This window comes from Paraburkholderia sp. 22099 (assembly GCF_052045835.1).
Classification (GTDB): Bacteria; Pseudomonadota; Gammaproteobacteria; order Burkholderiales; family Burkholderiaceae; genus Paraburkholderia; species Paraburkholderia terricola.
Window position 1 is genome coordinate 35,094 of sequence record NZ_JBQEPU010000038.1, and the last position, 19,953, is coordinate 55,046.

General features: G+C 65.1%; 16 protein-coding genes. 4 read left to right on the forward strand and 12 right to left on the reverse strand.

Features of this window, described 5'->3' with window-relative positions; genetic code table 11:
- Positions 1 to 24: 24 nt before the first annotated feature.
- Genes ACTJLC_RS27540 through ACTJLC_RS27550 form a run of 3 tightly spaced genes read right to left on the reverse strand, consistent with a single transcriptional unit; the run spans position 25 to position 4,389 of the window.
- Positions 25 to 1,119 carry a lipocalin-like domain-containing protein gene (locus tag ACTJLC_RS27540; protein WP_310134202.1) on the reverse strand — a complete coding sequence of 365 codons (1,095 nt, stop codon included), beginning with the start codon at positions 1,117 to 1,119 and terminating at the stop codon, positions 25 to 27.
- Positions 1,119 to 3,692, reverse strand: a complete 2,574-nt coding sequence (locus ACTJLC_RS27545) for an ABC transporter permease (protein ID WP_310134201.1) — start codon at positions 3,690 to 3,692, stop codon at positions 1,119 to 1,121. Before ACTJLC_RS27545 ends, ACTJLC_RS27540 begins: the two co-directional genes overlap by 1 nt.
- Positions 3,679 to 4,389: an ABC transporter ATP-binding protein gene (locus ACTJLC_RS27550; protein WP_310134199.1), complete on the reverse strand. Its 711-nt coding sequence runs from the start codon at positions 4,387 to 4,389 to the stop codon at positions 3,679 to 3,681. The genes ACTJLC_RS27545 and ACTJLC_RS27550 overlap by 14 nt, the downstream gene beginning before the upstream one ends.
- Positions 4,390 to 4,651: 262 nt before the next feature.
- Here ACTJLC_RS27550 and phaP point away from each other — a divergent pair, with 262 nt between their 5' ends.
- Together phaP and ACTJLC_RS27560 are read left to right on the forward strand one after the other, a co-directional pair.
- A complete protein-coding gene (gene phaP, locus ACTJLC_RS27555) occupies positions 4,652 to 5,170 on the forward strand; it encodes a TIGR01841 family phasin (protein WP_310134196.1) in 519 nt (172 codons plus the stop codon).
- A 426-nt stretch (positions 5,171 to 5,596) separates the two neighbouring features.
- On the forward strand, positions 5,597 to 7,147 hold the full coding sequence (locus tag ACTJLC_RS27560) for a complex I subunit 4 family protein (protein ID WP_310134193.1): 1,551 nt from the start codon (positions 5,597 to 5,599) through the stop codon (positions 7,145 to 7,147).
- Between the two features lie 113 nt (positions 7,148 to 7,260).
- Here ACTJLC_RS27560 and ACTJLC_RS27565 read toward each other — a convergent pair whose 3' ends face one another.
- Positions 7,261 to 7,470 carry a hypothetical protein gene (locus ACTJLC_RS27565; protein WP_310134190.1) on the reverse strand — a complete coding sequence of 70 codons (210 nt, stop codon included), beginning with the start codon at positions 7,468 to 7,470 and terminating at the stop codon, positions 7,261 to 7,263.
- 171 nt (positions 7,471 to 7,641) lie between these two features.
- On the opposite strand from ACTJLC_RS27565, the gene cysS reads away from it, so the two are divergent.
- Both cysS and ACTJLC_RS27575 read left to right on the forward strand, forming a co-directional pair.
- Positions 7,642 to 9,027 carry a cysteine--tRNA ligase gene (cysS, locus tag ACTJLC_RS27570; protein ID WP_073431150.1) on the forward strand — a complete coding sequence of 462 codons (1,386 nt, stop codon included), beginning with the start codon at positions 7,642 to 7,644 and terminating at the stop codon, positions 9,025 to 9,027.
- Positions 9,028 to 9,156: 129 nt separating this feature from the next.
- Positions 9,157 to 9,549: a carboxymuconolactone decarboxylase family protein gene (locus ACTJLC_RS27575; RefSeq protein ID WP_073431149.1), complete on the forward strand. Its 393-nt coding sequence runs from the start codon at positions 9,157 to 9,159 to the stop codon at positions 9,547 to 9,549.
- Between the two features lie 35 nt (positions 9,550 to 9,584).
- On the opposite strand, the gene ACTJLC_RS27580 is transcribed toward ACTJLC_RS27575, so the two are convergent.
- The 8 genes from ACTJLC_RS27580 to ACTJLC_RS27615 form a co-directional block, all read right to left on the reverse strand.
- Positions 9,585 to 10,271 (reverse strand): HAD family hydrolase, encoded by a 687-nt coding sequence (locus tag ACTJLC_RS27580; RefSeq protein WP_310134187.1) that lies wholly within the window; start codon positions 10,269 to 10,271, stop codon positions 9,585 to 9,587.
- A 107-nt stretch (positions 10,272 to 10,378) separates the two neighbouring features.
- Positions 10,379 to 11,830, reverse strand: a complete 1,452-nt coding sequence (locus ACTJLC_RS27585; RefSeq protein WP_310134184.1) for a cytochrome-c peroxidase — start codon at positions 11,828 to 11,830, stop codon at positions 10,379 to 10,381.
- A gap of 186 nt (positions 11,831 to 12,016) precedes the next feature.
- Positions 12,017 to 13,795, reverse strand: coding sequence for a phospholipase C (locus ACTJLC_RS27590; protein ID WP_310134181.1), 1,779 nt, complete (start codon positions 13,793 to 13,795; stop codon positions 12,017 to 12,019).
- A 192-nt stretch (positions 13,796 to 13,987) separates the two neighbouring features.
- Positions 13,988 to 14,986 (reverse strand): UDP-glucuronic acid decarboxylase family protein, encoded by a 999-nt coding sequence (locus ACTJLC_RS27595; RefSeq protein ID WP_310134178.1) that lies wholly within the window; start codon positions 14,984 to 14,986, stop codon positions 13,988 to 13,990.
- A gap of 47 nt (positions 14,987 to 15,033) precedes the next feature.
- Complete coding sequence (locus ACTJLC_RS27600; protein ID WP_083085624.1) at positions 15,034 to 15,990, reverse strand: glycosyltransferase family 4 protein; 957 nt, start codon at positions 15,988 to 15,990, stop codon at positions 15,034 to 15,036.
- Positions 15,980 to 17,119: a glycosyltransferase family 9 protein gene (locus tag ACTJLC_RS27605; RefSeq protein ID WP_310134174.1), complete on the reverse strand. Its 1,140-nt coding sequence runs from the start codon at positions 17,117 to 17,119 to the stop codon at positions 15,980 to 15,982. Before ACTJLC_RS27605 ends, ACTJLC_RS27600 begins: the two co-directional genes overlap by 11 nt.
- On the reverse strand, positions 17,116 to 18,192 hold the full coding sequence (locus ACTJLC_RS27610) for a glycosyltransferase family 2 protein (RefSeq protein WP_310134171.1): 1,077 nt from the start codon (positions 18,190 to 18,192) through the stop codon (positions 17,116 to 17,118). Before ACTJLC_RS27610 ends, ACTJLC_RS27605 begins: the two co-directional genes overlap by 4 nt.
- Positions 18,189 to 19,934, reverse strand: a complete 1,746-nt coding sequence (locus tag ACTJLC_RS27615) for a carbamoyltransferase family protein (RefSeq protein ID WP_073431143.1) — start codon at positions 19,932 to 19,934, stop codon at positions 18,189 to 18,191. Before ACTJLC_RS27615 ends, ACTJLC_RS27610 begins: the two co-directional genes overlap by 4 nt.
- Between the last annotated feature and the right edge of the window lie 19 nt (positions 19,935 to 19,953).

Below are 19,953 nucleotides of genomic sequence, written 5' to 3' on the forward strand. Positions count from 1 at the left end.
GAACATCCCGCTGGTCTTTCGCCTTCAATCCCTGCCGATTCGCAGCGCGTCCGCATAGCCGGTGAGTTCCAGATACGCCCGTCCGACGTCCGCGCCATCGCGACTCACCCGCACCGCACCTTCCCAATACACCGCACCGGTCGATTGCCTGGAATCGAGTTCCTGGTCGTCCATCAAGGGATCGAGCCGCCATGTCAGCGCGCCGGTCTTGACCGTCATCGAAACCGGATAGGGCGTATTCGTGCGCGGCGAGCGCCACGTGCGTACCGGCGTGAAGTCGACCTGATCGCGGCCGAAGGTCGTCACTTCGCCGGCGCGATTTCTCAATGCCGCATGCGCCCACATCGCGCGCCCATCGCGACCGCGAATTCTGAACGCCATCAACGCCGAGCCGTCCGTTAGATTGGCGCCGAGCCAGTCCCAGCCGAGCGCATTCGCGTCGAGCAGCGTGCTCGACCATTCATGATCGAGCCACGCGGCGCCCGTGACGACCGTGCCGTCCTTCGATCTGCCGCCCGCCGCGGCTGGTCGAACGACAGTGCCGGTTACGCGCAAGTGCGGCTCGCTGTAGTAATAGCTCGCCTGTTCAGGCCGCGGACCTTTGCGCGAATAGCCGCGCTCGCCCTGGAGCAAGGGCGCTTGCGTTGGCGTCAGCGCGAGATGCAGCGAGAAGCCGTCCGCGTCGACCGTGACCTCGTAGTGGCCGTCCGCGGCGCGAACGATTTTCCATGCATCGAGCTTGACGTCGGTGTTGTCCGGCTTCGCATAAGCGAGTCCGAAACCCTGGCGGGCAATGCGCTGATCGTGCGCAAGATGCCCCAACGCCGGATCGCTCAACGCGGCATGCGCGATGATCAATTGCGACGGCGCGAACGCGCTCGGATCGGCCGGATCATGACCCGTTGCCGAGCGAAAGAACGTGATCTGAAAACCGAGCGGCTGTTTGTCGGGCGTATCAAGCCAGCCGGTTGCGTACCACCACTCGGTGCGAAAACCGTCATGCGCGCCGCTGTCTTGCGCCAGCGAGATCGAATGGCCCGGCGTTACCGCTGCAAACTCCGGCGTCGCGGCGAACACCGACGAAGCCAGCAAAACGCCCGCGCAAAGTAGCGCCCGCATCACCAATCCTCCTTCACCGCGCGCACCGCATCCACCGACACCGCGCCGCGTCCCGCGATCACCGCCGTCGAGCACGACGAAGCCAGCATCACCAGCGCGACCGTGCCCAGCACGGTCCACGGAACGTGCAGCGACATGCTCCAATGAAACGATTGCGGATTGACGACGAACACCAGAATCAGACTGATCGCGAAGCCGAGCGCGAAGCCCATCGCAATGCCGCAAGCGGTAAGCATGCCGCCTTCGAGCGCGAGAATCGCGAGAATCTGCGAGCGCGTCACGCCCACGTGCCGCAGCATGCCGAACTCGCGAGCCCGCGCGAGCGTCTGCGCGGAAAACGTCGCGGCCACGCCGAACAGGCCGATCACGATCGCCACCGCCTCCAGCAGATAAGTGACCGCGAAGCTCCGGTCGAAGATGACGAGCGTGCGCGCGCGAATCTCGCCGGGTAGCGACAGATCCAGCGATGCGCCGAAGGGCAGCGCGCGCAATCCCGCGATCACGCGTTCGACGCTCGTTCCCGGCTGCACGGTCACGGCCACATCGGTCGCGCTCGTGTCGGCGGTCAGGCGGCGATAGTCGGCGAGCCGTATCTGGATCGCGCCCGTCTGCCGCACGTAATCGCGCCACACGCCGGCCACGACGAACACGTGGCCGCGCTCGCCAAGCGGCAATTGCACGCGCCGGCCAAGCTGGTACCCATACAGATCGATCATGGCTTCGGATACCCAGATGGGTGTTTCGCCTTCGTGAAGCTCGGACGGACTCAGTATCGCGCCGGTCATTTGCAGGTTCGCGCCGGGATCGGCGGCGTCGATTTCACGCGCGAGCACGGCGATGCCCGGGCGCGCGGGATCGAGCGTGAGATGCGACGTGCGGGCGAACGCGGCCCTGCGGATGCCGGGCACGGCTGCGAGCAGCGTCTGTTCAGCGGGACGCAAGCCGCCGGTATCGCCGTTCGGTGCTGCGCGCACGTACAGATCGGCCGACAGCAGATGACCCAGCCAGTCCTCGACGGAAACACGGAAGCTGGCCACCATGATCGCCATCGCGACGATCAGCGCGAAGCTCGACAACACGCCGCCCATCGCGATCGACGCGTGGCCCGGCGCATTCGCGAGACGCGCCAGCGCGAGTGTGCCCGCCGCGCCCACGCGACGCCGCGCACCGAACGCACGGCTCGCCGCGCCGAAGATGAGCGCGGTCACGCGCGGCATCAACGCGATCCCGCCGAGCAACAACAGCGCGACGGCGAGATAGCCGGCAATCGGCGCATCGAACAAAGGCGGCAATCGCGTGAGAACGGCGGCGGCGAGCAGGCACAGTAGAGCGGGCCACGGCGTGGCGAGCCGCGCCAACGCGCCTTCCTCGGCGCCCGCCTTGAGCGCGGCCGCGGGCCTCGCGCGGGCCGCTTCCAGCGCCGGGGCGAGACTGCCGAATACCGACACCGCGATTCCCAACGTCAGAAACAGCGCGCTGGCGAGCGGTTCGAAGCCGACTTGCGGCTCTACGCCGGGAAAGTAGCCGCCGCCAAGATCGCTGCCGAAAAAACGCAGCGCGCCGCTGGCCATCGCATAGCCGAGCGCGAGACCGGAGAGCGAGCCGAGCAGCCCGAGCAACGCGCCTTCCATCAGGATCTGGCGCAGCAACTGGCCGCGTGTCAGTCCGAGTACGCGCAGCATCGCGAACTGCGCACGCCGCCGCACGACGCTCAGCGCCTGCGTCGAAAACACGAGGAACGCGCCGGTGAAAAGCGCGACCAGCGCAAGCACGTTCATGTTGATTCGATAAGCGCGCGACAGACGATCGGTGCGGCTCTCGGCATCGCGTGTTTCGGCGATCACCCACTGGTTGCCCAGGCGTGTCTGCAGTTCACGCCTGAAGCGCTCGCGATCCACACCGCGTTTGAGCAGCAAGTCGACGCGCGAGAGCTTGCCGGCATTGCCGAACTTCCATTGGGCGGCGGCGATGTCCATCACCGCGAGCCGCTGACCCGGACGCGTTCTCACCAGGCCGCCGGCCACGCGCAAATGCACGATGGACGTGCCGCTTCGCAGCGCGATGCGGTCGCCGGTTGTCACCTTCAACCATTGCTGCGCCGCCGTGGAGAGAAACACCGTGTCGCTCGCGAGCGTATCGAACGGCCGGTCCGGCGACGGCACGCCGGTCAGATCGGGCGCAATGCGGCTCGCCTTGAAGACGTCGATGCCGAGCACCGGCAGCGCGGCGCTTTGATTCGGCACGGTGACGTCGAGCGCGAGCACGGGACTCGCCAGCGCGACGCCGGGCTCGGTTGCGAGGCGCGGATAAACGGACTCGTCGAATGAAGCGTGCGCGCCGCGCACCTGAAGATCCGCGACGCCCGAGAGACTGCGGGCCGCCGCGGAGAATTCAATGAAGGCCGCGCTATTGATCAATTGCACCGCGTAACCGAGCGCCACGCCGAGCGCGATGGTGGAGATCGCGACCAGCGCGCGTCCGCGATGACTGCGCCATTCGGCGCCGAGCAGCCAGCGCGCGAGCAGGCGGTGTCCGGGCGTGCGCGGCAGTGAACGTGGCTCAGTGCGCGTCATCGTCGGATCGCGCGGTGTGCCCGGACGATGCGTGCAAACCGCGATCGCTCAGAATCAGAATGCGGTCGGCGATTGCGGCGGCGGCTTGCGAGTGCGTAACCATGATCGTGGCCGCGCCCGTCGCCTTGCTTTGCGCGCGAAACAGGGCGAGCACGTCGTGCGCGGTATCGGGATCGAGATTGCCGGTGGGTTCGTCGGCGAGAATCAGTTTGGGATGATGCACGAGCGCGCGCGCGATCGCGACGCGCTGCAACTCGCCGCCGGAGAGTTGGCGCGGAAAATCGTCGCCGCGGCCGCTCAAGCCGACCGCCGCGAGCATGTCGAGCGCACTGGCCGTGGACAGATTGTTCAGCAACAGTGGCAGCGCAACGTTTTGCGCGAGCGTGAGATGCGGCAGCACGTGGAATGCCTGAAACACGAAGCCGAGTTTTTGCCGGCGCAGACGCGTGGCCGCATTGTCGTCGAGACGCGCAACGGCGCTTCCGTCGATGACCACCTCGCCGCTATCCGCGCTGTCGAGACCGGCGATCAGATTGAGCAGCGTCGACTTGCCGACGCCCGAGTCGCCCATGATCGCGACGAATTCTCCCTGCTCCAGCGTGAAATCGAGTTGCGCCAGCACGATGCGGCCGGCGCCATAGCTTTTGCTCAGCCCGCGGCACTCGAGCGCGGGAACGGCAGTGTCCTCACCAGGCATGCGGTATCCGGTCAGTCAGGCAGAAGAGGGCGGCGTGGCGGCGGCCGATGAATGTGCGCGCCGCGCATGCGTGTTGTTTGTGAACCGGCGCAGTATAAGCGGCTTGCCGGCGTGGCGCAGGGCTCGCCGCGCGCGCTCCGGGACGCGCTTCATTATCGTTCGCCGCCGTACCCCGATGGAACAGCGCTTGCTGCGACCCAGCGGCGGTCGACGACTGCTCGCCAGCCTCAGCGCGGCGAAAACGTCCTTTCCGGAGTGCACCATGACCAGCCAGATCTCACAGCAACTTATCGACACACAGAGCGCCGGCATCGCCGCTTTTGGCGACTTCGCGCAACGTGCGTTCGAGGGTTTCGAAAAAGTGACGCAGTTGAATGTGCAGGCGATCAAAACGAGTCTCGCGGAACGTCAGGCGATTGTGTCCGAAGCGCTGTCGCCTGCCTCGCCATTCGACCTGTTCTTTTTGCAGACGCAACTGACCGAAGCCGCCGCGACCAAGGCGAAAGCCTACGTGACGCATCTCGGCGAAATCGTCGCGCAGAATCAGCTTGAATTGATCGCCACGGCGCGGCAGGGCTTCGCGAACTACGCGCGCGAATTCGAGGCGTGGATCAGCGCCGCCGGCGACGACGCGCAGCAAACGGGTGCGGACGCGGCGTACCCGATGCTTCCCTCGGCAACCGCGATCAGCGAGACGGAGCAACAGACCGACGTCGCGATCCTCGACAGTACCGGCAACGTGGTGTCGGGGCGCGGCTCGCGCCGGCGCTCAACGAATTAGGCGCGAACGTAATAGGGCGATGAGAAGAACCTGCTCCCGTCACCGAATACTTTCAAAAACATAACATCGCGCAGTTCAGTCGCGCGTTCCTCTTCTCCTCATGCCTCGCTTTGGGGCATGCAGCCCTTCGTCTTCCTCGTTTGACGAGTGACGGAATGTGCGTCTGCACATTCCGTCTTTTCGTTCAAGAGCGTTCCTGGCAATGGCGCATTTCGCCTAGTACTTTTTTTCATTGATGCGCTGCAAAATCTTTTATATAAGGGTAATCTCCTACTCCTTGCTGATTTGCCTCAAAGAAACGTCGTTTAGCGCCGCCCGACTTCCTCAGCGAACCAAAGCCTTCAAATCCGTTTCAATGCTTTCTCATTTGAAAGTATTGGAGGGGTGTTTTGCACTCGTTTTCGCACACCAAGTATCCAAGAACACATGCCATTGCCTCCGCTTCTCAGTCTGCTCATCTGGATCCCCATTGTTGCCGGCCTGGTCGTGCTGCGCGCCGGATCGGACAAGGCCCGCGGCCGCACCCGCATGCTCGCTCTCGCCGGTGCGGTGGCGGGCTTCCTGCCGGTCATTCCGCTGGTCGCGAATTTCCGCAACGACGTCACGTCGATGCAGTTCGTCGAGAACGTCCGCTGGTCGCCCACCTTCGATATCGCGTGGCATGTGGGGGTGGACGGGATTTCGTTGTGGCTCGTCGCGCTGACCGCGCTCACGACGATCATCATCGTGGTGGCTTCGTGGGAGTCGATCACCGAGCGCACCGCGCAGTACTTCGGCGCGTTCCTGATGTTGTCCGGTTTCATGCAAGGCGTGTTCACGTCGCTCGACGGCATGTTGTTCTTCATCTCGTTCGAAGCGACGCTGATTCCGCTCTATCTGCTGATCGGCACGTGGGGGCATTCGAACCGCTCCTACGCCGCGGTGAAGTTCTTCTTCGTCTCGTTCCTCGGCTCGCTGATGATGCTGATGTCGATGCTGTATCTGTATAGTCAGACGCACAGCTTCGACCTCGCGCTATGGCGTGAAACGCGCCTCGGCACCATGCCGCAAGTTCTGATCTTCCTGGGCTTTCTCGCCGCCTTCGGCGTGAAGGTGCCGATGTGGCCGCTGCATAGCTGGCTGCCGGACGTTCACCTCGACGGTCCGACCGGCGCCGCCGTGATGATCGGCATGCTGAAGCTGGGCGGTTATGGCCTGCTGCGTTTCGCGTTGCCGATCGCGCCGCAGGCAAGCCACTTCTTCGCGCCGATGATGATCACGCTGTCGCTCGTCGCGGTGATCTATGCGAGCCTGCTGGCGCTCGTGCAAACCGACATGCGCCGTTTGCTCGCCTATTCGACGGTCGCGCACATGGGGCTCGTCACGCTCGGTCTGTTCGTCTTCAACCGCATCGGCCAGGCCGGCGCGATCGTGCAGATGCTGTCATACGGCGTGGTGTCCGGCGCGATGCTGTTGTGTACGGGCATGCTGTACGACCGCACGAAAACCGCGTCGATCGCCGAATACGGCGGCGTCGCCAATACGATGCCGCGCTTCGCCGCATTCGTGATGCTGTTCTCGATGGCCAATATCGGCCTGCCGGGCACCTCGGGTTTCGTCGGCGAGTTCATGGTGCTGATGGGCGCGATCCGCTTCAACTTCTGGATCGGCTCGATCGCGGCTTCCACGCTGATCCTGAGCGCGGCCTACACGCTGTGGATGTACAAGCGCGTGATCTTCGGCGCGATTGCCAATGCACGCGTCGCGAAGCTTCGGGATCTGGGCAAGCGCGAGTTTGCGTTGCTCGGCGCAATGGCGTTGCTCGTGCTCGCCATCGGCCTCGATCCGAAGCCGTTTACCGATGCGATCGATCCTTCGGTCGGCACGCTGCTGGCGCAATCGGAGCGGTCGGTACGTCCCGCGGAGTCGGCGCCGGACGGCGGCGATCATTTGCAGGCAGCGGTTCCCGCCGCAGCGGCGGTCCGCACGCCGGGCTGATGCGGCGGGGTGCATTGCGGGTGCGGCATGTGCGGCGCGGATGCTGCGTCAAAAACAGTTCTGCGCGCTTCGATACAAGCCTCTTGAATCACGCTCTTGCATGACGCGGTGGTTCAGATTCTCGTGCAGGTCGTCGTGCATCCGGTTTTCTTCCCGCACATGAAGACCTCTGGTTTGGAAGCGTGCTCGTTCACAGCGCTGACCGCGCTCATGTGATCGGCGCGTCTTGAAGGGTTTTTTGTGCCGACAGGCATATGGCGCGCCGTGGGCTCGACGGCTTTCAGATTGACCCGCCCACCAACACCAGTTAGCATCGTTTCCATGATCGCTTCTATTCTTTCCCGTCCGCATTCTTTGCGCGCATGCTGTCACAGCCTGCCGAGGGGAGCTTGCGTCTAGCGAGTCGAGCTGAACACGTCCGTATCCCTGAGGCCACTCGTCACACGACCGGTGGCTTTTTTCATTCATGAAGCACTCAGCGCGAAAGAATCAAAATGCCGCTCACCCTGTACGACACGTGGTCGCGCGCCTTGCGCGCTTTCAAGCCGATTCGCGCGAATCACGTTGGCCTCTACTGCTGCGGCCCCACCGTGTACGACCACGCGCATATCGGCAATCTTCGAACGTATGTGTTCGAAGACGTACTGCGGCGCGTGCTGACGCTGAACGGCTACATCGTGCGGCACGTCGTCAACATTACCGACGTCGGCCATCTCGTCTCCGATGCGGACGAAGGCGAAGACAAGATGGAAAAGGGCAGCCGGCGCACCGGCGAATCCGCATGGGCGATTGCCGAACGGTACACGTCGGCGTTCATGGACGACTGGCGCGCGCTCAATTTGCTGGAGCCCGCCGTCTGGTGCCGCGCGACCGATCACATTGCCGAGCAGATCGACTTTATCGACGGGCTCGAGCGCAATGGCTACACGTACACGACGACGGACGGTGTCTACTTCGACACGAGCAGGCAGGACGATTACGGCTATTTGGCGCGTCTCGACGCAGCGGGCCTGCATGCCGGCAAGCGGATTGCGCTTGGGGAAAAGCGGCATGCGACGGACTTCGCGCTGTGGAAATTCAGCCCGCCCGGCGCCACGCGTCAAATGGAATGGGACAGTCCGTGGGGACGCGGTTTTCCAGGCTGGCATATCGAGTGCTCGGCGATGTCGGCGAAATATCTCGGACCGTGGTTCGATATTCATTGCGGCGGTGAAGATCACATTGCCGTGCATCACAGCAATGAAATCGCGCAGACTCAGGCGCGCCACGGCACGCGACTCGCAAATTTCTGGATGCACGGCCATTTCCTCACGCTGGACACCGGCAAGATGTCGAAGTCGGGAGGTGACTTTGTGCGCCTGAGGACGTTGAGCGAGCGCGGCATCGATCCGCTTGCCTACCGTTATTTGTGCCTGAGCGCCCATTATCGGAGCAGTTTACGTTTTAACGATGCCGCGCTGAATGCGGCGCAAGCCGCGTTGGAACGCTTGCGCCGCACTTACGCACAGTGGCCGGAGGGCGGCACGCCGGACGCGAATTGCATGGCCCGCTTCAAGGCCGAGGTCGATCTGGATCTGAACCTGCCGCGCGCACTGGCGGTGTTGTGGGACGTGGTGAGGAGCGAATTGCCTGCCGCGACGCGAAGAGCGACCGTCGATCGCCTGGATGCGGTACTCGGTCTCGGTCTCGCTGACTGGCGAGACGACACCGCCACGATTCCCGCGGAAGTCGCGCTACTGGCGCAAGAGCGCGTAAAGGCCCGCGAGGCCAGGCGTTGGAGCGAAGCCGACCGTCTGCGTGATGCGTTGCGAGCGGCGGGCTGGCATGTGGAAGACAGCTTGAGCGGGCAAGTGCTGCGGCCGCTCGATAAACCGCGATAGTGCGGCGCTGGATCGCGGCGCCGACCGTCCGCGCGCACCGCTCGCAAGATTGTGGGCACAATTGACAAAGGCGCGAGCCGCGCCGCCCATCACCAACCCAGCACCAACCCAGCACCAAAAGGAGCCCCCATGAGCCAGCTTCAACCCATCGACTATTCCACCGCATCCCCGCAAGTCAAAGCGGTCTACGACGACATCAAGCAGACCCGCCAGGTGGACGACGTCAACAACTTCTGGAAATTCATCGCCAACCATCCGCCGACACTCGCGCGCACGTGGGACAGCCTGAAAGACGTCATGGCGCCGGGCGCGCTCGATCCGCTGATCAAGGAACTGCTTTACGTCGCGGTGAGCGTGACCAACAATTGCGGCTATTGCGTGGCGAGCCACACGGCCGCGGCGCGGCGCGCCGGCATGACCGACGAGATGTTCGGCGAACTGCTGGCGGTGGTCGGCATGGCGAACGAGACCAACCGTCTCGCCGTGGGCTATCGCGTACCGATCGACCCCGCGTTCGAATAGCCGAACGCGGCGTTAGCGTTAAACGCAACGCGCCTTTAACGCGCGCTCCATTCCGCGAGCAGGCGAGGCAACCCGGCCATGTCCCGAAAGATCTGCACCGCGCCCGCGCCATGCAAGGCGGTGGCGCTGCTGTGGCCCAACTCGCTCGGGCAATAGCCGAACACGGTGGCGCCGGCGGCCACGCCCGCCGTTGCGCCCGTCACCGTATCCTCCACCACCGCGCAACGGCGCGGGTCCACGCCCAATGCGGCGGCGGCCGCCAGATAAACGTCGGGATACGGCTTGCTGCGAGGCGTTTCGTGACCGCTGAAAATCCGCCCTTCGAAGCACTCGAGAATCCCCGCCTTGGCGAGTTGCAATTCCACCTTGACGCGGTCCGCGCCCGACGCCACCGCAATGCGTCCGTTCAGCGCCGAATGAAGCGCGCGCACCGCGGCCGCCGCGCCCGGAATCGCCACCAGTTCCCGATCGAGCGCCGCATTGCGGCGCGCGCGAAACTGCATGAGCCAGTCCGCCGTGATCGCGTAGCCGGTGCGCGCCTCGATCAACGCCGCTTCGTCTTTCACGGCCTTGCCGACAAAAATGCGCATCGTCTCTTCGACGCTCAAATGCCAGCCCAACTCGCCGAGCATGTCGGTGAGCACGCGGTTGGTGATGGGTTCTGAATCGACGAGCACGCCGTCGCAGTCGAAGAGTACGGCGTCGAAGGGAAAATCGGCCATCTGGCGGGTACGGATAAAAGTTCGTGGAGCCGGCAAGGATACCTCACCGGCTCTCACGACGCCGCGCAGCGCGGCGGCAGCGCGAGGCATCCATACGCCGTCACGCTTCAGGACTTGCCGTCCTGATACCCGTCGCTCAACGTTTTCATGAACGCGATGATGTCCTGTATGTCCTGATCGTTCATCGCGGGCTGATCGCCGAACTTGCGATCGAACGGCGCGTCGCCGACATCGACGTTGGCGTGATACTGCGCCGGCAGATCGTCGTACTTCCGCACCTTGCCGGCCGCGTCGCGCGGATAGATCTTTTCCGGCGCGGTATTGCGCAGGTTATAGAAGTCCATCACCTGCTTCAGATCGTGATACACGCCGTTATGAAAAAACACCTTGCGGTGCGCCGCATTGCGCAAGGTCGGCGTCAGGAACATCCCGCAGTACTGCGTCTGTTGTGCGAGATCATGGCGAAACGGCCCGCATACGCCCATGTCGAAGAAGGTCGGGTCCTTGTTGGCCGGAATCGCCGGATTGCGCGGCACGCCCAGCGCTTCATACTGCGTGTCGGTGAAGAGCGGCGGCAAGCCGTCCTTGCTCGGCTGGCTCAAGTGGCAGCCCGCGCAGTTGGCCTTGTCTTTATCGTTGAATAGCTGCAAGCCATGCAGTTCGGCACGCGTGAGACGCGCCTTGCCTTCGAGCCAGTCGTCGTACTTGCTGCTGAACGCATGAAACGACCGGTCCTCGATCTGATACCGACCCACGGCGAACATCGCCTCGGAAATCAACAGGCTCGGGTTGCCGACGATAGCGGGGCCGAACAGTTGCCTGAACTGATCCACGTACCGGGTTTGCAGCAGCTTGCGCGCGACATCCTCCGGCGTGGCATTGGCCATTTCCACCGGATTCGTCAGCGGCCCAAGCGCCTGGTCCTGCAACGTATCGGCGCGGCCGTCCCAGAACAAGCCGCCTTGCGGCACCATCGCCGGAGCGGCGGGCGCGGCGAGCGCGGTCTTTTGCGCGCGCTGCATGCCCGCGGCCTGCGACGCGAGTTGCGTCATGTCCACCGGCGCGTCGGTGTCGCCCTGATCCGGGCCGATGCTGAACGGCGCCTGCCGGTACAGGTACGTCAGCGAAGGCGGCGGCCGGTAGCCCGCCTGATTCAGATGCGCGCCGCCGAACTGCACGGGGAACGCGTTATCCGGCCCATACGAATGCTGCGGCGAGTGGCACGACGCGCACGATTGCGTGCCGGAAGCCGACAGGCTCGTGTCGAAGAAAATCTGTTTGCCGAGCAGCGCGACCGCGCTCAGCGGTGCGTTTTGCGGACGCAGCAAATGAACCGGATGCGGATTCGCGCCGGTGAGCTCCTCGACGATCGCGCCCACCGCGGGCGGCATGCGCTCGGGGTAGAGCAGCGCATACGCGCAATAGGCGACGAAGGCGAGCGCGATGCCCGCCGCGCTCCATGCAAGCCGTTTGCGCCGCGAGCGGCGGGCGATCGCCGGACCCGGCTCGCCGCCCGCGGGCAAAGGCGATGGCAAGGTGGCGTCTGAAGAATGGTTCATGGCGTTGGTGACAAGTAACTCGATTGGTGCGATCAAAACGCGAATCGAGCCAGCACCTTTGCACTGGCTCGACGCCTGATTACATCTCGCGGTCTTTCACGCTGAATTTGAAACCTTGCTTGCGGGCGCGATGCACGAACACGGCTGTGTGGATCGCGCCACGCACGGCATGAGGCATGAGCGCGCTCAAATAGCCGGCGGCGCAGAGAGCTTCGTGCCCAGGTTCGGATCGAGATACAGCGGCGGCGTCTTGCCCGCGCCCGCGAAGTCGAACAGGTTCATGATGCTGCCCGCGCTCGCGTCGAACGAACCGCCGCCGAGGCGTTGGCCGCCCAGCCAGTTGTCCTCGATGAAGCGCACCACGGAGGCCTGCGTGATCGGCGTGTCGTCGACGAAATTGACCTTGGCCCACGGCGACACCACGATAAACGGCGTGCGCGTACCCGGACCGCAACGGCCGTTCACCGCGCCGCCGTTCACGCCTTGCGGCTGCACCGCGCCCGCCGCCGTGCACTGACCCGCGCCGGAGAGGTTGTCGCTGCCGGCCACCGTCTTGCCGCCGGCCGATTGCACGGTGGTCGAGTCGAACGACGAACTCGTCGGCGCCTTGAAGCGATGGTCGTACCAGCCGTCCGAATCGTCGTAGGCGACGATCACGGCGGTGTTCTTCCAGTCAGGCTGCTGTTCCAGGAAGTCGACCACCTTCGTGACGAAGGCCTGCTCGTCGATCGGATCGGAGTTGCCCGGATGGCCGTCTTCCACGGCGGGCGCTTTCAGGAAGCTCACCGACGGATAGTTGCCCGCCTTCACCGCGGCGAAGAAGTCGTCCGTGTCGTACTGGTGGTGAACCGGCGTGGCGGTGTTGTCGAGCGGATCGGTCGAGCCGATCAGCGCCGTCGACGACGGACGCGTATGCGCGAGGTTGGCCGTGCTCGCGTAATACTGGAACCACGCATGATGCTGCACGTAGTCGGTCTTGGTCGCGTTCAGCACTTGCGAGAACGTGGAGCGCGCGCAGCCGGTGGTGCCGTTCGCATTGACCGTCTGCAGGTTGAAGCCGCCCATGAAGCCGCCCCACGTGAGGCCCTTCGCGTTGAGCAGGTCGCCGATGTTCCTGTTCTGCGACGACATCGTGCCCGTCACGGTGCTGTGCGCCGCGATCGTGCAGACGTCGCCGGTCGGGTCGAGATCGCCGACCATCGTGAAGCCGCCCGTCGAATCGGGAATCGCGTTGGCGGAAGTGCCGCCCGACACGATCACGCCGTTGTTCTGCCCCGACACGACGGCGAGCGCGCCCGGCGTCGACGGACCGTAGGTATCGGTGTACGCGTTCTGGTTCATCGCGAAGTTCTGCGCGTAGTTCCACAAGGCGGTGACGGTATTGCCGTCGAAGTAGCCGAGCACCTGGCCCTTCGTCGCAAACGCGCCGGTGCTGCCGGCAATCGTCGAACCCGCCGCCGTGAAGAGCGGGAACGAGTCCATCGCGCCGTTGTTGTAGGCGAGCTGTTCCGCGGCATACGCGTGATTCTGGCTCGCCGTGTTGGCCTGCGAGCGGTCCAGACGGAACGGCAGCAGATCGGCTGCCGGCAGACCGAGGCCGAGAATCGTCACGAGGCCGACCGTGCGGCCCGCCGTATTCGGCGAGGTGGGCAGCGCGTTCGGGTTCGTCGCGATGAGGTTGTTGCTGCTGAGGTTGTTGACCGCCGGCGTGCCGGCCGCCGCCGTGAATTGCGGCTCGCCGACCGGGTTGGCGGCTTGCGGGTAGGTCGCGAAGTAATGATCGAACGACACGTTCTCGCCGAAGATCACGACCACGTGCTTGATCGGCGTGGCCGTTGCAACGGCGTCCTGCGCCGACACCATCGCGGCGGGCGCGGACGCGCTCGGGCTCACGGTATCGTTGCCGCACGCGGCGAGCGCGAGCAGCGCCGCAAGCGGAATGGGTAAGAGGGTTCTACGGAACATGTGACGGGCTCCAGATTCGACTTCGCCGTTCAGCGTTTCCATCGACGTGCGTGTGGAAATGAGCTGGGGATATTGTTAGAAAGGGTGCTGATGGTCTTGCCGCAAGAAACTGCGCGCATTGAAACACCCGCTGATTAAGATTTCGGGGCGTGGACATTACGTCACCTCTCGATCGCCATTCGTTTGCATAACTCAGGCTGTCGTTCCGCTGACATGCGGCGGCCGGGCAGCCGCCGCGCCTGCCTCGATTCGCGCGCGGAAGTATTGCGCGGTCGCCTTCAACCCTTCGTCGAGTCCGGTTCGCGGCTCCCAGCCGAACAACTCGCGCGCGCGCGAAATATCCGGCCGGCGATGCCACGGATCGTCGGTCGGCAAGGGCCGCAGTTCGAAGCGCGATGAAGAACCGGTCAACTGGACGATGCGCCCGGCGATCTCCAGCATGCTCACTTCATGCGGATTGCCGAGATTGACCGGGCCGCCCGGATCGTCCGCCGTGTTCATCAAGCCGATGAACGCGTCGATCATGTCGTCCACATAGCAGAACGAGCGGGTTTGCGAACCGTCGCCGTAGAGGGTGATGGGCTCGCTGTGCAAGGCCTGCATCATGAAGTTCGAGACCACGCGGCCATCGGCGGGATGCATGCGCGGCCCATACGTATTGAAGATGCGCGCGATACGGATCGACAGCCCGTGCTGGCGCCGGTAGTCCATGAACAGCGTTTCGGCGCAGCGCTTGCCTTCGTCGTAGCACGAACGCGGGCCGATCGGATTCACATGGCCCCAGTAGTCCTCTTTCTGCGGATGCACGAGCGCGTCGCCGTACACCTCGCTCGTCGACGCCTGGAAGATTTTCGCCTTCACGCGCTTCGCGAGTCCCAGCATGTTGATCGCGCCGTGCACGCTGGTCTTGGTGGTCTGCACCGGATCGTGCTGATAGTGGACCGGCGAGGCCGGGCAGGCGAGGTTGTAGATCTCGTCCACTTCCACGTAGAGCGGAAAGGTCACGTCGTGCCGCATCAATTCGAAGTTGGGGCAATCGAGCAGATGCGCGATGTTGTCCTTCGTGCCGGTGTAGAAGTTATCCACGCACAGCACGTCGTGCCCTTGCATGACGAGCCGTTCGCACAAATGCGAGCCGAGAAAACCGGCGCCGCCGGTGACGAGAATCCGCTTGCGGGTGAGTTCTTTCATGATGTGTTCTCGATAGTGGAGCGCGTCGGTTTCGCGGGCCGGCCGGCTCAGGCGGTGACTTGCAGCAGCGCGTCGTGCCAGTCCTGCGCGAAGCGGTCGATGTGAAAGCGCTCCAGCGCCGTGCGCCGCGCGCCTTCGCCGAGACGCCGCGCTTCGTCCGGATCGCGCAGCAGGTCGTTCATTGCGTCGACGAGCGCATCCACGTCGGTATGCACGAAGCCGTTTTCGCCGTTGCGGATCACGGTGGCGAGTTCGGTGGTGGCGAGGCCGACGATCGGCATGCCGATCGTCATCGCCTCCACGATCGCGAGGCCGAGACTGGTCCAGCGAATCGGATTGAAGAAGAAGCGATAGCGCGCGCTGAACCCGGCGAGATCGAGATTGCCGACTTCGCCGAGCCCGCCCAGCCGCTCGGCGTCCATGCCGACCAGATCGAGCGGCACGCGCGTGCGCACCTCGCTGAACACGTCCGCGCCGAGCCGGCGTCCGCGCTGCGCCAGATGGTTCACCACCACGATGCCGCGCCCCAGTTCGCCGGTGTAGCGCACGCGCTCGGGCACCACCACGCCATGCTCGATGACGCGGGTGGGCGTGACGCCGCAATCCCACATCAGGCGGTTGAAATGCGTGACGTGTACCAGCAGCGTGTCGGGATCGTCGACCCAATGCCATTGCTGAAACGGATTGTCCTGCGGCGGATCGTGCTCGACATAGACGCGCGGCAAGCGCCGTTGCGCTTCGCTCAGCACATGCTCGCGGTCGTGTTCCCAATGCGTCTTGTGCTGATACAGGATGACGTCGAATTCCTGGTTGCGCACGTCCTCCGCGTCGACCTCGTGAACGTTGTCGCCCCACGGCAGCACGCCGACCTTGCCCGCATAACCGGGCGGATGGCCGGGCCGCGTGACGAGATAAAAATCGTGCGGCGCCTGGGTGAGGTAGTACAGATAGTTGCCGTGCACGTGCCAGGTCAGCACCCGCAGGCGGCGGCAGTCACGCAGCATGATGCGGCTCCTGAAAACCGGGGTTGCCGGATGACGCGTGCAGCGCGTACGGCTGCGCCGGGCGCGCGTCGCCAACTCGCGCAAGCTGCGCGCGCGCCGTCTCCACCACGCGTTCGACGCCGATGTTCAACGCGCACGGATGACCATACGGACAGTCGCGGAACATGCACGGCCGGCACGCCGGATAGTCGGCCAGCACGCGATGCCGTTCGTGGTCGAGTGGCGCCCAGCGCCGCGTGTCGCTGCCCGAGGCGATCACGACCGAGGCGGTGTCCATCGCCGCCGCGATATGCGACATGCCGGTGTCGTTGCACACCACCAGCCGCGCGTGGTCGACCAGCGCGGCGAGTCCGCCCAGCGAGGTCGCGCCGCCCAGGTGCAGCGCGGGCGCGGTCATCGCGCCGAGCGCCGCGCCGGTGACCGGCGCTTCCGCCGCGGTGCCGGTGATCGCGATCTGCCAGCCGTCGGCGGCGAGTTGGTCCGCGACCTGCGCGAAGCGCTCGGCGGGCCAGCGGCGCGACGGCAACTGCGCGCCCGGATGAATCAGCACCAGCCGATGCGCTTCGATGCCATGCCCGGCGACGAGCGACGCGTATTCGGCCGCGTCCTGCTCGGTTAGCGGAAACGACAGACGGGGCGCGATGACCGGCGCGCCGAGCGCGCTCATCAACGCGAGATAGCGCTCGGATTCCGGCAGGTGCTCGGGCCAGGCAATGAAGCCGCCCTCGCGGTGCGGCTCGTTCGCCTGCACGAAGCCCGCATAGGCGCGGGCGCGGAATTCGAACAGCAGATCGTTCGCCACGCCGCCGCTGCCGTGCAGTTGAATGGCGAGATCGAAGTGGCGGGCGCGCATCGCTTCATGAAACGCGGGCAAGCCCGCATCCGTTTCCGGCTGCTCGGGAAAACCCGTCGCGCCGGGAAACACCACGAGTTCATCGACCAGATCGGTATAGCGATCGACGAACGCCTGCGCCCACGGCAAGCCGATCAGCGTGATATGCGCGTGCGGCGCGGCGAGCCGCAACGCGCGCAGCGCGGGCACCGCGCACAGCATGTCGCCGAGTTGCAGCGCGCGAAAAATGGCGATGCGGCGCGGCGCGAGCGCCGCGAAAAACGTGGGTGGAGTCATAGAAAGAACACCTTGAAACGGACAGCGCCGTAGAGCCGCCAGAAGATCGAGAGAAACGGAATCGGGATCGAGGTCCACGCCATTTCGGCGACGTGACGCCAGCCGAGGTCGCGTCCGCGCAAACGGCGCACGCAGAAGTAGCCGGTCAACGCGATCCATACGGTGAAGCCGGTGGAGGCGGCGGCAACGTCGCCCGCGAGGCCGCCGATCAGCGCGAGCAACGCCGCGCCGAGAATCGCGTAGTAGAGCAGCGGCGGCGTCGCGCGAATCCGCGTCCTGAAGAGTGCAGGGTGCTTCTTGAACAGCAGCGCGTCGAACTGGCTCTTCTTCTGCTGCGCGAGGCTCACGCCCCAACGCGCGGGCCGCACGGGGTGCACGACCACCGCATCGTCGGCGCGCACGATCTTGCCGCCCGCGTGCAGCAGCCTGAATTGCAGATCGGAGTCCTCGCGCCACGCCGACGTGAAACGTTCGTCGAAGCCGCCCGTCATCGTGAGGAAGCTGCGCACCACGAACGCGTTCGCGGTGGCGAACTCGGCGCGTTCCAGGCCGCTCGCGTCGGCTTCGTAATCGGTCGGCAAGGCGGGCAGCGGCACGACGATGCGGCCCGCGGCGGCGGCCGCGCCGTGCGCGAGCGCCGCGACGCCGTTGGCGAGCCATTGCCGGTTGGGCAGCGTGTCGTCGTCGGTGAAGGCGATCATCGGCGAACGGGCCACGCGCCAGCCGGCATTGCGCGCGCCCGCCGGTCCCTGGGTGCGCGTGACCGGCACATAGCGCAGCACGGGGCCGCGTGCCGCCTGGGCGTCGCGAAACCGTTCGACGCAGGCGCGCGTGCTGTCGTCGGGACCGTCGTCGCACACGATGATCTCGTAGCGCTCGGGCGCGAAGTCCTGGGCGATCAGCGCGTGCAGGCAGGCGGCGAGCATCGCCGGGCGCCGGTAGGTCGGCACGACCACCGAGACGTCCAGATGCGCAAGCAGCGCGCCGGGATAGCCGGCCGCGATCGGCTCCGCCGCGTGCTCCGGCATGTCGATCGAACCCAGCTCGATCGGTCCGCCCGCGGATGAACTCATGCGCCGGCTCCCGCTTTGCGCACGAGGAACGGGCCGATCACCAACGCGTCGAGCGGCGAGGTCCAGAACGATTCGACCGCGTCGCGCGGCGAATTCACCATCGGCTCGCCGCGCGTGTTGAACGACGTGTTCACCAGAATCGGCACGCCGGTGCGCTGCCTGAACGCGTCCAGCAGATCGTAATAGAGCGGATGCTGCGCGCGGTTCACGGTCTGCACGCGCGCGGTGCCGTCCACGTGACGCACGGCCGGAATGCGCGCGGCCTTGTCGGCGCGCACGTCGAAAATGAACAGCATGAAGGGCGCGACCTGGCCGTCGACGAACCACTCGCTCGCATGCTCTTCCATCACGACCGGCGCGACCGGGCGGAAGTCCTCGCGGTCCTTGATCTCGTTGAGCTTCGCCTGCATGCGTGGATCGATCGGCGAGGCGAGAATCGAGCGCGCGCCGAGCGCGCGCGGCCCGAATTCCGTGCGCCCCTGATACCAGCCGATCACCTGGCCTTCGGCAAGCAGGTCGGCGGTTTCCCCGGCGATGTCGATGAGCTGGCGATAGGGGACTTTGGACCAGCGCAGGAATTGCTCGATTTCCTCGTCGCTGTACTCGGGGCCGAGATAGGCGTGATCCATTCGCCAGCGGCGCGTGCGGTCGCCGAGCTTGCCGCGTTCCTGATAGTCGATCCACAGCGCCGCGCCGAGCGCGGTGCCCGCGTCGCCCGCGGCGGGTTGCACCCACACCGTGTCGAACGGGCCCGCGTCGCGCAGTTTCGAATTCATCACGCAGTTCAGCGCGACGCCGCCCGCCATCGTCAGCTTGCTCAAGCCGGTCTGTTCATGCAGCCAGTTGCCGAGTTGCAGCACCGTTTCTTCCAGCACGCGTTGCAGCGAATTGGCGATGTCGAAGTGACGCTGTTCGAGCGGGCCGCCACGTTCGCGCGGCGGGCCGAACCGTTCGACGAGGCGCGGCGCGTCCACCGTGTAGCTGCCGTCGCTGCGATAGCGCACGATCTCGCGGAACACGTCGACGTAGGCCGGCTTGCCGTATGACGCGAGCGCCATCACCTTGTACTCGTCGGATGAATGCAGGAAGCCGAGCCAATCCGTCACCGCCTCATAGAGCAAGCCGAGCGAATGCGGCAATTCCACCTGCTTGAGCCGCGTATAGTCGCCGCCGACGAATTGCCCCATGCTGGTCGTCACGCCTTCGCCGCGTCCGTCCATCGTGAGCACGGCGGTGTCGTCGAACGGCGCGGCGAGAAACGCGCTCGCCTCGTGCGCGAGGTGATGCTCGACGAAGTGCCACGTAAAGCCCTTGTCGCGGTCCACGCCCTGAAAACGCTTGCGCAGATGATGCGGCGCGCCGTCGAGCAATTGCCCCTTCGCATTGGCGATGTAGCTGAGAAAGAGCGGGTCCCACGGCGACGCGGACGGGTCCGTCAAGCGCGTGCTGGCCGGATCGAACGGCAGTTCGATGGTGGCGCCGGGGCGCCTGGGCATGCCGCCGAACAAGGCGGGATCGTATGAATAGGCGACGTGATCGACCTCGGCCAGCGTGATGCCGGCGGCTTTCAGGCAGTAGTCGATTGCGTCGAAGGGCAGTTGCCACGTCGAGAACGGTACGGGACGCTTGGCATGCTTGACGTGCGTGAAGCGCTCGTCTTCGGCGGCGGCGAGCACGACGCCGTCGCGCATAAGAGCCGCGGCGCTGTCATGGTAGACGGCATTGATTCCGAGTGTGTACATGAGCGTTCGCCATGAAGTG